The sequence below is a fragment of the Pseudoalteromonas citrea genome (assembly GCF_000238375.3).
In the GTDB taxonomy this organism is placed as follows: Bacteria; Pseudomonadota; Gammaproteobacteria; order Enterobacterales; family Alteromonadaceae; genus Pseudoalteromonas; species Pseudoalteromonas citrea.
This window is the reverse complement of record NZ_AHBZ03000012.1, coordinates 222,251-236,146: the sequence shown is the minus strand read 5'-3', so window position 1 is coordinate 236,146 and position 13,896 is coordinate 222,251. Positions and strand designations below refer to the sequence as shown.

Genomic DNA, 13,896 nt, shown 5'->3' with positions numbered 1-13,896 from the left:
ACATCAAAAAAGCGCTCCTTTGCAAGAGCGCTAAAAGTTTAAGCGATGACCACGGAAGCTATTTAGCTTCAGTTATCACTGTATCAATTAGATGAACAATTCCATTGGTGGTGTAAATGTCTTTACCTATCACATTGCTCCCTGAAACTTGCAGTGATGTTGTAGGTAAGTTGACAGTCCACCATACATTGTTTAAACCATTGCCCGTTTTGTCACCGGTTTTTGCGTCATTGATGTACCGATAGAGGGGGCGGCCTAGATAAGCAACTTGCTGAGTTTCATCACTGCGTGTGATGAGAGAAAGACCTTGAATATTCTTAATACTTTGCGCGGTTCCAATCACAGGTGGCCATGTTTCTTGGCATCCATCATTACAAGTGCTACTGCTTTGCTCTAAGTCATTATCAAACACATATACAGTCATATTCTTGTTCTGTGAACCATTTCCTGTTACTAACCCTTGTTGTGCTGAGCTATATGCGACACTGTCTGATTCTGTGTTGGATGTTGAACCCAAGTTATAAATGCTAATACTGAGTGCCTTATTAGCGAGCGTCGTTACTTGTTTCCCATTACTAGCATAAGCAGCTTGGCTGTTAACAGCAGCGTCAACAGCATGCTGAGTCAGTATGCCAGTAAGTGCTGTGCTATCAGCAAGTAGTGCTGTTAATGTGTCTTTTGGTAACTTCTTGAAGGCGGTATTGGTTGGAGCAAATACGGTGTAAGATTTGCTTGTATCATTAAATGTATCTACAAGGTTCGCTGCTTGTAACGCACTAACCAAGGTCGACAGCTCAGGTGTATCTATTGCTGTTTGAGCAATGGTTTTGGTCGGCGTAGTCATCATCGCTGGTGGAGTTAAAACAGAATTAATAACGTGTATTACGCCGTTGTCTGCAGTCACATTTGCTGCTGTAACTGCGGATGCGTTTATAAATAATACCATGTCGACATATGATAGAGTCGCCTTGCTTTCATTGGCCATGTTGACCATTTGATCATTGCTACTTGCAACCGCTACGGCCGCATCTTGGAGTACCGTGTTATCTGCGATTAGGTGATATAGCAAAATGTTTTTTAGTTGCTCTGTATCGTTCAAGAGCGCAGTTAAAGTCTCTTGACCTAACGCGGCAAACGCTGCGTCTGTTGGCGCAAATACAGTGAACGTTTTTGTGGGATCAGCGACCAACGTGTCAAGTCCAGTGGCAGCCAGAACGCTCAGTAATGTATTGAATGAGCCGGCTTCGCTTGCGACATCAGCCAAGGTACCGAAGCTTTCAGGCAAGGTAACATCAGCTGTTACTACAGCATCAATAATATGTATAACGCCGTTAGTGGTCATGACATCGGTGGTAGAGACGGGTACGCCACCAAATGAAAGCATGTCTGTTGTCGCATTAATTTTAATCGCTAACTGGTTACCAAGTACTGTGGTTGCACTTTTACCATTGAGTGACATTGCCGTCACAGAGTCTACTTGGCCTGATAAGACATGTTGTTGTAGGATTTTCTTCAACGTATCTGGGTTGGCCAGCAACGTGTTTATTGTTTTCTGACCTAGAGCTGCGAATGCGGCATCGGTTGGCGCGAAGACAGTATATTTGTTTTCACTATCGCTTAAAACTGTGTCTAATCCCGTGGTTTTTAGCGCTGTTAATAACGTATTGAACACCCCGGCGTTTTCTGCGGTTTGCACAATGTTGTTGGTGATGTTTTCAGCACTACTGATCGGTTGCAGCACCGCATCGATAACATGAATAATGCCATTACTCGCCTGTATGTCGGTGGTAATGACAGATGACTTATTGACTAAAAGGGTGTCTGCGTCCAAAGATAAGGCGATATTATCGCCATTGACCGTTGGTGCAAGACTCCCTGCTAAAGTGAGTGCGGTTTCAGCATTAACTTCTCCGCTTAGTACGTGATAAGTCAATATGCTGCTGAGTTTGTCTGTATCCGCGAGCAAGGCATCAATCGTGTCTTGGCCCAGCGCTTCGAAAGCAGCATCTGTTGGCGCAAAAACAGTGTATTTTTGGCTGTTATCAGCGAGAGTCTTGTCGAGGCCTGTTGCTTCGAGTGTCGCAACGAGAGTCGTAAAGCTGCCTGCACCTTTCGCCACATCGACAATGGTGGTCGGCGTCAAGGGTGTGGGTTGGCTTGTTGTATTGTGATTATCATCGCTGTTACAGCCTACTAATAACAGGGCGCTAAACGCGAGTGATAGGGTGTGTGTAAGTGCTTTCAATGTTCCATTCCTTCAAGTTAAGAACTAAATGAAAGTACGCTGATTAATTTATGAACGATCAGTTGTTGCTCTAAAAAGTAATATTTTCCATTACCTAAAATAGCTCAGCTTCTTGATGTGCTAGGTTTCCTCGTAACTTTTCGACCATAATATTTAGGTCATGGTTGGCATTCGCGACGGTTTTACTTACTTTGTCGCTTTGCGCTAGTTCTTTATAATTATTTGATATTGTTTGAAGTTGAAGCAAGGTTTGTTGTAACGATTCGGTGATCTGAGATTGCTGGTCTGCCGCTGAAGCGACCTGATTATTTAGGTGTGTCATTTGTTCCATTTCTTTCATAATTTCTTTTAACGATTGTTGTGCTTGTGTTGTTTGTTCTGCGTTTCTTGTCGTAATTGAAATTTCTTCTTGCATCGCATTGACGGCATTTTGTGCTGCGCTTTGTAAATTATTAATGACCGATGTGATGCTTAAAGTAGACTGTTGTGTTTTTGATGCTAGACTGCGGACTTCATCGGCTACTACAGCAAAGCCACGTCCTGCTTCACCCGCTCTGGCTGCCTCAATTGCAGCGTTTAGTGCAAGTAAATTGGTTTGCTCTGCAATACTGCTGATCACATCTAGCACTGAACTGACACTGCCGGCTTGTTGTTCCAAATCTTGTATGACTGCAGACGTTTTTTCAACTTCGCTCACTAACACTTTCATACTGCTAGCAGAGTTATCAACAATTTCTGTACAGTGTGTTGCTTGGTCGGTAACGGTATTGGTAGAGTTAAGCGCCATTTGGCTATGCTGCTGCAGTTGTTCAGCAATATTAGCAAGACCAGCGATTGTTTTTTCCATATCAGCACTACAGCGCTCCTGCTCATTAGAGCCGTGAGAGATCTGTTCACTGACGTTATCTATTTCACCAAACGCTTCCTCTACTTCTCCTTTTACCACCGTGATATTCGAAACCGCTTCTACAATATGCGTCTTGATATCAACAATGGCGTTAGATAAATCTCCTAATTCATCTTGGTAGGGGTAGCTCATCGGCAGGTCATATTTTCCTTGTGATATCAGTACTGTATTTGCAATAAGTGCGCGAAGTGGCAGGATAATAGTTCTTTTCAGTAGTTGTAACATAACAACCACAACAACCAATGAAATAATCAGCGCGATAATGGGATAAACAGTCATTACCAGTGTTTGCTGAGCGTTAATAGCCGCTAAATGTTGATTTGAGGCGCTTTGAACCTTAACTCGTGTTTCTTGTAAAAAAGAAGCCATTTCTCTGTCTATACCGCGAACCTGCTTATCCGTTTGGGTAATACTTTGTGTTGTTTTAAAAGACTCATAGGCGTTTGCGTACTTAGGGAATAGTGAGCTATGTCGGTTTTTTATTTGCTTAAGAAGCGCAATATGTTCTCTGTCAGCACCGGTTAGCAAATTTAGGCTTTCTTTGGCACTTTTTTGTATTGAATTATGATGTTTTTCAAATTGTTGCCAATATTTCTCTTCGTTACGGATCAACACATTTTTCCATGCTTGAACTTGGCTTTTGAACTCAGTTTCTAAGCTGGCTATATGGTTTAAGCGGTGAATATCTTGTTGGAATAACTCTTGGTATTGATGGATAAGCAGTTCTAAACGAACAATACTAAAAATACTACAGGTAAGGATCAGAGTCATCGCACATACAACAGGGAGAGTCACTTTATATCTGATATTCATAACGGCACACTTCAAAGGTAAGTCACACTCAATTGTTGATGACAGTGGGCTATTTGTCTAATTTTATACCGTTTAATGCACTTTTTGTGCACTCATGAGTGATTTGCGATTAACATATAATTTAATAGTAAAAAACATCAGCAATACCGAGGTTAGTCCACTCAGTATATGATGAATAATCAAATGTCCGGCTATAAAGGCAGGAATATCAGTAACATCATTAAAAAACAATAGTTTAATACATAAAATAGCATAAAGGCTTAGGTGTCCATAAAGGGCTATGTTGTATATTTTTGTAAATGCTAGGGTTAAGTCGTGTGAAAGTGACAGTTTCTTTATAATGAAAAGTGAGAGGGTCGCAATTAAAATGCTGATCAGGCCTAACCCAAGGAGTGAAGTTTTGATCAGGGTGATGACAAGCATAACAGCAATAATAATCATCGATGTACCAATTTTATATAGATAATCAATCCGCTATGTTATCGATTTTTACCATACTGTCTATCTGACTAAAACGAACTTAATCGCAAATAATATCTGATTATGCGTTGACATAGTCCTCAATTTTGATACAAATGTAACCCTTGTACAATTTTTGACAAACACAATGATCTTACTAACTACAGCATTTTCTAATCGACCATGGCAAAGTACACTTGTCGTGTTGTCGTGGATGCGCTGCGGTTAAGTTTTTGGCTAACCGTGATGTTAGAAGCGGTTAGTGAGTCTATATTCTCCCCCACTTTTATCATCCTTTTTAAAGGAGCTATCTAATGCCAATACAGGCATCGTATATTTTTGTTATTTTTATTTGGTCAACGACCCCGCTCGGTATTGTATGGAGTAGTGAGACTATGCCGGCGACCTTAAGCGTATTCTTGAGAATGTCTATTGCGTTAGTGCTAGCAGGACTCGTTATTGCAATGAGTAAAATTCGTGTGCCATGGCATCGTCAGGCATGTACTTTATACAGTTACTCCGCTTTAGGTATTTTTGGTGGCATGTTATTGAGCTACCTTGCGGCAAAAACAGTGCCGTCTGGAGTCATTTCATTGATTTTTGGTATTGCGCCGATTTTATCTGGCTTGCTAGCTCAAAGGTTACTCAATGAGCCCCGCTTTACTTTAGTTAAATTGATTGCTTTGGGTTTGTCTCTTCTTGGCTTGTATTTGATCTGTGCAGTGCAAATACAAACCTTTCAAGTACCGCCATTAGGATTGTTATATGTATTCTTGGCAGTATCTTGCTTTAGCCTGAGTGGCGTAATGACCAAACGTGTCCAACTTGCTGTTCACCCCATGGCAACGACATTTGGTGCTTTAGTCTTTGTCACACCATTGTTTGGTATCGTGTGGTGGGTGATGAATGGAGAGTTTAACCCTGCAATTTGGAGTGAGCGCTCTATTTTGGCAACCGTGTATTTAGGGGTTTTTGGCTCATTACTTGGTTTTTTAGCTTACTTTCATATTTTACAAAAATTGCCGGCGAGCACGGTTGCGTTAACAACCTTGATAACTCCAGCTTTTGCAGTGGCTTTGGGAAGTTGGTTAAATGGTGAAGCATTGACGGTGACATTATTGGTAGGTGCAGCAATTATTTTACTTAGTCTAGCTCTGTTTACTTTTGGAGAACAATGGGTGGGCAGTAAAAAGAATGTACCGGCGACATAGATATGTAGAAGCCAATCTAATTAACCGTTGATGTTTTAAAAAGCGGATTACATTAAGAAAGGGCCATTGTGCCCTTTAAATGCTCAGCTCGATTGATATGATAGCGTCAGTAATAATGTTAGATTGAATAAGTAATTACGTAGGACGGAGCCACTTTTTGACAACCATTGCATTTCATTATCCCAGCCAGATAATTTGTACCGATAGCTATACTACAACCCACGATTGTATCGTAACGGCGCATGCTAAAAAGTACTTTGATGTAGAGCAAGGCAGGGTGTTTGCCACGGGAAATTGCGCCGAGATATACCATTTAAAACAGCACTGGCATGAGGGAAAATTTAAGCCAATTACCTGCGAGTTTTTGATGGTTGATAAGCATATGAAGGTATTTTTTGGCGAGGTGAGGCGAGGATTTAAATACTTAGAACCACTTGAACAAAATTGGGCAATTGGCTCTGGTGCTAAGTGGGCGATTGCGGCTATGGACTTTGGCAAAGGGGCTGTCGATGCGTTGAGCTATGCGTGTACAAGGGATAAGTCTACAGGAGGGGAGCTACAAGCATTTAATATCACGGATTGTGTATTATCAAAACAAGAGAGTGAACCAGTTTGACGACTTTATATATTACCGGTGCAGGCGTTAGTGCGCAAAGTGGGATCCCAACTTTTAGAGGCTCTGAAGGTTTTTGGACCATAGGCAGCAAAAACTATACGCCTCAAGAAATGGCGACTCGTCAAATGTATCAAGAAAAGCCCCGAGAGTTTTTAACTTGGTATTACCATCGCTTTGCACGATATCGTGACCATGGTGCAAATGAAGTACATGCTTGGTTAGCAAATAAGCAGCTTATTACCCAGAATATTGATGGGCTGGATGGTAAAGCGGGTAATGATAATTACATCTCTATACATGGCCGACTAGACCAAGTCACGGTGTTTCATACTCAAGGTGATGAGGTTGCTCGGCAAAGGGCGCCTTGGGATGACGTCGATGAAACCTGTTTGGCAGAGTCATTATTATCGGTATTTAAAATTGGCTCTAAAGGTCCGCAATTAAATAAATCATTGAAGCCTTACGTTTTACTATTTGATGAATATTACACCGAGTTGTATCAAATCAGCTTGGCAGAACAGCAAATGCAGCATGCTAGTAAAATGGTATTTATAGGTACCTCTTTTAGCGTTAATATTACTCAAATTGCCCTAGATATTGCAAGGCGCAGGGGGATCCCTATCGAAGTTGTCGATCCTGAGCCTATGCATGTTTTATACGATCAGGTTGAATATTTTCAGATGACGGCACTTGAGTATATCAACAGATAACATTCAGCTTTACAAAGCGTTACAAATTGCTTTATGTAACGCTTTTATATCAATAGGTTTGGCAAGGTAATCATCCATACCAGCAGCAAAGCATTTTTTGGCTTCTCCACTCATTGCATTCGCTGTGAGTGCGATGATATGGGTGTTGCTATCTTGGCTTTCTCGTTGGCGTATTGCCTGAGTTGCTTGGTAGCCATCCATAATGGGCATTTGACAGTCCATTAAGATCACATCATAAGGGTCGTCGAGAGCTTGATCTAAGCGTGCTAAGGCTTGCTCTCCATCAAAGGCAAATTCATAACGTATCTGCCACTTTTTCAGTATTTGCGCGAGTACAATACGGTTTACCGCATTATCTTCAACCACCAGTGCTTTGAAGTTATCTGGGATCTGTTGCAGGTTATTTACATCATTTAAGACATGATTAGGTGCTTCACCTATGCCCAATACCAGTGTAAAACTAAAGGTACTGCCAATACCAAATTCACTGCTGACACTGATTGTGCCTGACATCAGCTCACATAACCGCTTAACAATAGAGAGACCGAGACCTGTTCCCCCGTATTGGCGAGTTGTGCTTTGGTCGGCTTGGGAGAAGGGAGAGAACAACGTATTTTGTACGGTTTCACTCATACCAATACCTGAATCGGATACTTGGCCGTTGATGATACACCTACCGTCATGTTCAACACTGCAAAGCGTAATATTAATGTGTCCTTGCGCAGTAAATTTAATGGCATTACTTATAAGGTTTTGCAGCACTTGCTTTACTCGTACAGGATCACCAATTAGATGCTGATGCTTCAAATTCGTTAAATTAAACTCTAATCCAATGCCTTTTTCGTTACATTGAGTTTGATAAGCGACTTTAAGACCATTAATCAAATGCGGCAATTCAAATTCCGTTTGTTCTAACGACAGCATACCTGCGTCTATTTTTGAAAAATCTAAAAAGTCATTCAGTAAACGGGTAAGGGATTGTGTGCTGCGAGATGCCACATCGAGCATATTTTTTTGTGTATCATCTAAAGACGACTGCTCTAATAGTTGTAACATACCCACAATGCCATTCATTGGCGTACGAAGCTCATGGCTGACATTGGCTAAAAATAGGCTTCGGGTTTGTAACATGCGTTCAGCGAGTTCTTTTTGCTCGGTTAATGCAATGCGTGTTTTAACCCGTTCATCAACATTTTGTATTGCCCCATATAAGCGCACACATTGGCCATTTTCAAATACCGCTTTGCCTTGGGTTTCAATCCAAACCTGGTTCCCCATTGCTGTATTTAACAAAAACTCAGCTTTCCAAGGTGTGCCTACCTCAATTGCCGTGGTGACTAATTGTGCGACGGTCTCTCGATCTTGTTTTTGATAAAACTCTATTGCGGTCTCTACTGTCGGCTGAAAGTCATCAGTTACCTCGTGAATTGCACGAGTAGTATCGGTCCAAATAACTGTATTATTGGCAAGGTTTACTTGCCATCCACCAATAATAGCGAGTTCTCCCATCGCTTGTTGTATTTCTTGGTTTTGTGTAGAGAGGAGTAAGGAGTGGTTTCGGGTGATTTCATTCCCTATCCATTGTGACAATAGCCACACAAAGTCGTGGTCGTCCTGAGTAAACTTACCTGCATGTATATCCGCTGAGGAGAAATTAACCGTACCATAACGTTGTCCTTGCACTTGCAACGGGGCACCGATGTAACTTTCTAAACCAAAGTTTAAATAACAAGGGTGGGTGGCAATACGGCTCTCGCTAGCGTGATCAAAAGCGAGCGATGAGTTTGCTTCTAATGTATGGCAGCAATAGGTTTCACCTAAAGGGAATTGTGCCCCAACAGGCAGACTATTATCGGGCGTATGGACATGTTCAACATAGTACTGTTGTGCTTCTATGCGACTCACAATAGCAACTTGGCAATTAAAGATACGACATCCAAGCTGCAGTAGTTCTTGTATTTTTTGCTCAAATGGCAATGTATGATCAGCTGTGATTGAATGTAAGAGTTTTAATTTATTCATGGGCATATGCCTTCCTAAGCAGCAACTTTTGGCAGTATAACGAAGCCTAACTAAAAAGCGAGGAACGGTTAATGGTTTGAATATATTATTTTAATAAGCCACATACTGTCGAGGTAGAAACTTGATAGGTACTTGCCAACAGCAAAATACGATGATTCCTCTCATCAAGCTGGTGGACATGCTTGGATGACTTTAGTTTGTGACAAATTGCGGTTAATACGTGTGGCTGTTGGGGTAATAACTGTGTTTGCGCTTCAATTAAGGCCAGTACCGCAGAGAATTCGTGCGCAGGTAAATCATTAAAGTGTGGGTTATAAGCAAAATAGCATTCAATGGTAGTGAGTTGTTGATTATTTCGAAGCTTGAGCGCATGTGTAAGGCCTTCATTGCTTTCAAACAATAACAGTGAACGAATATAGTTAAATGGTGGAACAACATTCTGCGGGTTGGAAAACAATATATGCAGTGCAGTATTGCCTTGCTCATTGATTAGTGAAAACCCATTGTTGAACTTAAGGGCTGGGGTAAAAAAAGTAAGACGGGATTGATCATTAATGCCCGCAATTACCCCTTGAGGTAACGGTTTCGTTTTACACAGTTGAGTACATAAATCTTGGTAAAAACTATACACCTGAGCGTTTTGCTGTGCACTGTGATAAAGAAACTTTAATTGGGCTATATTCTCTAACGAACTTGATTGAGCATAAAGCTCACTCACGGCAGATAAATCTTGTTGTTTAATGAGAGCAATAAGTGCAGAGACGCTTGGATCCACGATATACCTCGCTTTTATAGTAAGTGGGTATGCTATGCGAAAACTCCCAAAATCTAAAGGCGTGTATTTAAATTAGCTTGTATTTAAGTCAATAAACACCATTGACTAGTTTACCTAATCGCTGATTGTGAGGGAAAAATCATAGATGGATATTTTCGTTTTAAAAGTTATTGTTGGTGCTCTAGTGATACCATTTGCAGCATTTATGTTATGGAGCCTGGTTAAATGGGCAAAAGGGATGCCAAAAGGGGCATATATCTTTATTGCGTTTATGCCCCTTATTTCGTTATTTCCTATACCACCAACCGTCTTTAAAAACGTTGCTAAAGCGAAGCAGGAGCAACGAAAAAAACAAACACAAAGTGATGAGTAGACGGTGTTTTCGGCGATATTATCATGGGGGTTATAGTGGCTCATCACACTGTATAAGTCTATAACCTACCAAGTAGCTTACGCCACATAAAAACCACAAAACCCCCGCTATGATGGCGAATGTATTTGCCATCTCTGGATGACTGAGTACTAGAGGCAAAGTAGCTAAACCTCGTAGTACACAAATAGCGCCAATGATATAAATTGCGATACGGGTTAATGGTAGCTGCGGGAGTAAGCGTGCGCCGGCTAGTGCATACAATGCACAGAGCGTAAATATACTCGATATCACGACCGTCGCCAGAGGGGCGAAAAGCGTCCCGTCAATCGCTGATTCAATGATAGCGCTGGGCGCTAATTGAGCACGGTAACATTGTTCACCAAAGACAATACATGATAAGTGTGCAATGGCTGTGAAAAGTGCGATTAAAGCGCAAAATATTAACAAATAACGTCCCGTTTGTTGTGAGGACAATGCCATTTTAACCTCCTTGGTTTGGCGCTAAGATACATTTACCTTGTTAAGAATGACATTCTGAACGCTGTGTATAACGCGCAAATACAAGTCATTTTTAGGCAGATTTATTATTGCCTATTTCTACATTACTTTCACATTATTTGCACTTTTTGTTGTCACTGTTCAGGTTCCGAAGTCTTAAATATGCTGGGTGTACTATGATGAGCAAGCAACGTTACTTCCTGAGCGCTTTCGCTGCGTTAACTGTATTTGTGGGCAGTGCCGCTGCCTCACAACCGTCGCCACAAAATAAAAGAGCACCAACACCAACTAAGCCGCCACAAATAGCAAATGAGCTTGATAATGAATTAAGTGCCTTGATCACCCAGTTTGGGATAACGGGGCATGTCGCTGGACAAAGTAGTGCACCAAATATAAATGATCCAATTCCTCAACTTGGTATGCAGCTATTTTTTAGTAAAGCGTTGGGCGGCGAGAAAAGTGTTGCGTGCGCGAGTTGCCATCACCCGAAACTAGGTGGGGGTGACTCACTCAGTCTTCCTATTGGCGTGAATGCCATTGATGCTGACACGGTCGGTTTGAGTCGTCAGGCTATGAATGATGAAATAGATATTCCGAGAAACTCACCAACAATATTTAACGTTGGATTAGCCACCAAAGCGTTGTTCTGGGATGGTAGAGTCGAACAAGTAAGCCAAGAAGATGAAGCGGGTAATGTCAGCACATTTATTAGTACGCCTGATTCTGGGTTTGGGCTTGCGGATAGTAATGCTGGGGACTCATTAGTTGAAGCTCTTTCACGTTTTCCGGTGACGTCAGTACAAGAAATGCGTGGTAGCGCATTTAATGATGCGCAGACAAATGACGATGTACGCAGTCACTTAGCACAACGGATTGGAGATTATGGTGTGGAGTCTGGGGGGTTGGCGACCAATGCGTGGTTAGCAGAATTTAGAAAAGCCTTTAACAGTGAAGCCGATGCACCTTCGCTTATTACATTTGACAGTATTGATTTGGCGTTAGGGCAATACCAATCTTCACTGACGTTAGTTGATAATAATTGGAATCGTTATGTTAAAGGGAATAAAAATGCGTTAAAACCAGCGCAAAAACGAGGGGCTAAACTCTTTTTTACCCAAGCTGCAGAGGGAGGAGCTGGATGTGTTAACTGCCATGGTGGCGAGCGTTTTACCAATGATGGCTTTTTCAACCTTGCTTTTCCACAGTATGGTATTGGTAAAAATGATGACAATGCAGATTTAGGCCGAGGGTTGATAGACCCGCAAATACAAAATCAATTTGCATTTAGAGTACCGAGTTTATTGAATATTGAATTAACTGCTCCGTATGGGCATGCAGGTGCTTATGAAACATTAGAGCAGGTGGTAGCACATTATGTTGATCCTGAAACAGCCATTGATGCTTTTTTTGAACGCGGCGGTGCGTGTGGGTTAAAGCAATTTGCGCAAAGTAGTCAATGTGAGTTACTTAATGCGAATGCCCGAGTGAACAGTCAAGCAGCCTTAACCTTGTTGCAAAGCTCTCCTTTTGTTGCGGCACCGCTTGATAGTGCTCAGCAAAAAGACTTAGTAGCATTTTTACGCGCATTAACCGACAATTGCGCTAAGGATAAACGGTGTTTACAAAAATGGATCCCAGGCCCTAAAACTGTCGACCCAGATAACTTGCGTTTAAATGTACTATCTCGTCATAAAGGATAAAGTGTAACTCCATGAAAGTGACTATACGTGTCAAATTACTGTTGATGATATTAATTGCTAACTCGGCACTGGTGTTAGCGATTTACATTGCCAATCAAATTGCATTTGAAAAAAGCTTTGCACAGTATGTGCAAAGTAATGCACGAGAAAAAATGCACACGGTAATTGTTAAAGTAGTAGAGACGTATAAGGCACGCAATGGCTTCTCTTGGGTGAAGCATCGCTCGCCTGAGTTAAGCGAGATTATTCAACTTTACCACCAAGTCAACGGGGTAGAGAGTAACAAGCCGGCCCGACGCAAAGGCAGACCACCTGAATACAAAAAAGGCAAAGACTATCGACCCAAGAGAGGACCAAAGCAAGAGTTTGATGGGTCAGAGCAGCGCCGCCCAGCGAAAGGAGGGCCTCGCGGGGACCGTAAGCTACCTCCTAAACGGGGGGCAAAATCATTGCCAAATAGATTGATATTTAAGTCACCAGATGGTCAGCTGCTAATTGGCAAGGCGACGATGGCACAGGCCGCGTTATGGTTGCCAATGTACACTGGTGATGACTCTGTGAAAACGCGTGGGCAAGGTGATTTAATTGGCTTTATTGGTATTGAAAATGGCACCTTGGTCACATCGCGCTTTGATGCGATGTTTGCTAAACAGCAAGAACAGCAGTTTTTACATATTGCGCTTATCGCCCTATTGGTAACAGTTATATTGGCCATTCCATTTAGTAAGTACCTAGTACAGCCAATTATCAGATTACGTCGCACAGCCAAGCGACTGGCTGGAGGTGATTATGAGCATAAGGTTAAACTAGATCGGCGCGATGAGTTAGGGCTTTTAGCTAGAGATATGAATAAGTTAGCGGATACGTTAGCGCAAAACCAAACGGCGAGACAACAGTGGATCGCAGATATTTCTCATGAGTTACGTACGCCTATCGCAGTGATCCGAGCGGAATTAGAAGGTATGATCGACGGCGTTATTGACACTGATGAAGCGCAATTAAGTTCGTTGTATGAAGAAATTGAGCGGCTGACTAATTTGGTGGATGATTTACATCAGCTGTCATTATCAGACCGAGGCGCGTTGACATATAATATGATGCCATGTGAATTGAGTGGCGTATTAAACCGTTGTATTGATAAGCGCCGAAGTGAATTGTCGTTATTTGAGGTAACAGTCAATTGTGCAGATAAGCTAACGCTACACTGCGATCCGCAACGGATCAGCCAGTTATTTGATAACTTACTACAAAACACCATGCGTTATACCGATGTGTCAGAGGAGAAAAATGGTCAATTAAGTATTAGTGTGACGCAAACGTCGGAGAAAACGCAGGTTATATGGCAAGATAGCTCGCCAAGCGTTACATCTGAACAACTGCCGATGCTATTTGATCGCCTTTACCGGGTCGACAATGCTAGAACACGTCAAACGGGTGGCTCAGGACTTGGTCTGGCAATTTGTACCAGTATTGTTGAGGGCCATCAAGGAACTATTCGTGCAGACTTGAGTGATCTAGGTGGACTCGCTATTATAATGGAGTTTACTCACTAAAACGGACTGCAACC

The 13,896-nt window shown here is 41.9% G+C and carries 12 protein-coding genes; 6 read left to right on the top strand and 6 right to left on the bottom strand.

From position 1 onward, the window contains the following. Window positions 1-58 precede the first annotated feature (58 nt). From PCIT_RS01150 to PCIT_RS01140, 3 genes are all read right to left on the bottom strand, one after another. Complete coding sequence (locus PCIT_RS01150) at window positions 59-2,245, bottom strand: fasciclin domain-containing protein (protein WP_010364793.1); 2,187 nt, start codon at window positions 2,243-2,245, stop codon at window positions 59-61. Between the two features lie 94 nt (window positions 2,246-2,339). Next, complete coding sequence (locus PCIT_RS01145; RefSeq protein WP_010364792.1) at window positions 2,340-3,965, bottom strand: methyl-accepting chemotaxis protein; 1,626 nt, start codon at window positions 3,963-3,965, stop codon at window positions 2,340-2,342. Between the two features lie 72 nt (window positions 3,966-4,037). After that, complete coding sequence (locus PCIT_RS01140; RefSeq protein ID WP_010364791.1) at window positions 4,038-4,406, bottom strand: hypothetical protein; 369 nt, start codon at window positions 4,404-4,406, stop codon at window positions 4,038-4,040. A gap of 332 nt (window positions 4,407-4,738) precedes the next feature. Here PCIT_RS01140 and PCIT_RS01135 point away from each other — a divergent pair, with 332 nt between their 5' ends. The 3 genes from PCIT_RS01135 to PCIT_RS01125 all read left to right on the top strand — a co-directional run bounded on the left by PCIT_RS01135 (window position 4,739) and on the right by PCIT_RS01125 (window position 6,961). Further along, window positions 4,739-5,635 (top strand): DMT family transporter, encoded by an 897-nt coding sequence (locus PCIT_RS01135; protein ID WP_010364789.1) that lies wholly within the window; start codon window positions 4,739-4,741, stop codon window positions 5,633-5,635. 157 nt (window positions 5,636-5,792) lie between these two features. Further along, window positions 5,793-6,251 carry a hypothetical protein gene (locus PCIT_RS01130; protein WP_010364788.1) on the top strand — a complete coding sequence of 153 codons (459 nt, stop codon included), beginning with the start codon at window positions 5,793-5,795 and terminating at the stop codon, window positions 6,249-6,251. Continuing rightward, window positions 6,248-6,961: an SIR2 family NAD-dependent protein deacylase gene (locus PCIT_RS01125; RefSeq protein WP_010364787.1), complete on the top strand. Its 714-nt coding sequence runs from the start codon at window positions 6,248-6,250 to the stop codon at window positions 6,959-6,961. The genes PCIT_RS01130 and PCIT_RS01125 overlap by 4 nt, the downstream gene beginning before the upstream one ends. Before the next feature lie 9 nt (window positions 6,962-6,970). On the opposite strand, the gene PCIT_RS01120 is transcribed toward PCIT_RS01125, so the two are convergent. Together PCIT_RS01120 and PCIT_RS01115 are read right to left on the bottom strand one after the other, a co-directional pair. After that, complete coding sequence (locus PCIT_RS01120; protein WP_010364786.1) at window positions 6,971-8,983, bottom strand: GAF domain-containing hybrid sensor histidine kinase/response regulator; 2,013 nt, start codon at window positions 8,981-8,983, stop codon at window positions 6,971-6,973. 85 nt (window positions 8,984-9,068) lie between these two features. Continuing rightward, window positions 9,069-9,758: a hypothetical protein gene (locus tag PCIT_RS01115; RefSeq protein WP_010364785.1), complete on the bottom strand. Its 690-nt coding sequence runs from the start codon at window positions 9,756-9,758 to the stop codon at window positions 9,069-9,071. Between the two features lie 145 nt (window positions 9,759-9,903). Between PCIT_RS01115 and PCIT_RS01110 the strand changes: the two genes are divergently transcribed. Further along, a complete protein-coding gene (locus PCIT_RS01110; protein WP_010364784.1) occupies window positions 9,904-10,131 on the top strand; it encodes a hypothetical protein in 228 nt (75 codons plus the stop codon). A 30-nt stretch (window positions 10,132-10,161) separates the two neighbouring features. Here the strand turns inward: PCIT_RS01110 and PCIT_RS01105 are convergent, their stop codons facing one another. Further along, window positions 10,162-10,611, bottom strand: coding sequence for a hypothetical protein (locus tag PCIT_RS01105; protein ID WP_010364783.1), 450 nt, complete (start codon window positions 10,609-10,611; stop codon window positions 10,162-10,164). A gap of 197 nt (window positions 10,612-10,808) precedes the next feature. Here PCIT_RS01105 and PCIT_RS01100 point away from each other — a divergent pair, with 197 nt between their 5' ends. After that, window positions 10,809-12,329, top strand: coding sequence for a cytochrome-c peroxidase (locus PCIT_RS01100; RefSeq protein WP_010364782.1), 1,521 nt, complete (start codon window positions 10,809-10,811; stop codon window positions 12,327-12,329). 11 nt (window positions 12,330-12,340) lie between these two features. Further along, window positions 12,341-13,882 (top strand): ATP-binding protein, encoded by a 1,542-nt coding sequence (locus tag PCIT_RS01095; RefSeq protein ID WP_010364781.1) that lies wholly within the window; start codon window positions 12,341-12,343, stop codon window positions 13,880-13,882. Window positions 13,883-13,896: the final 14 nt, after the last annotated feature.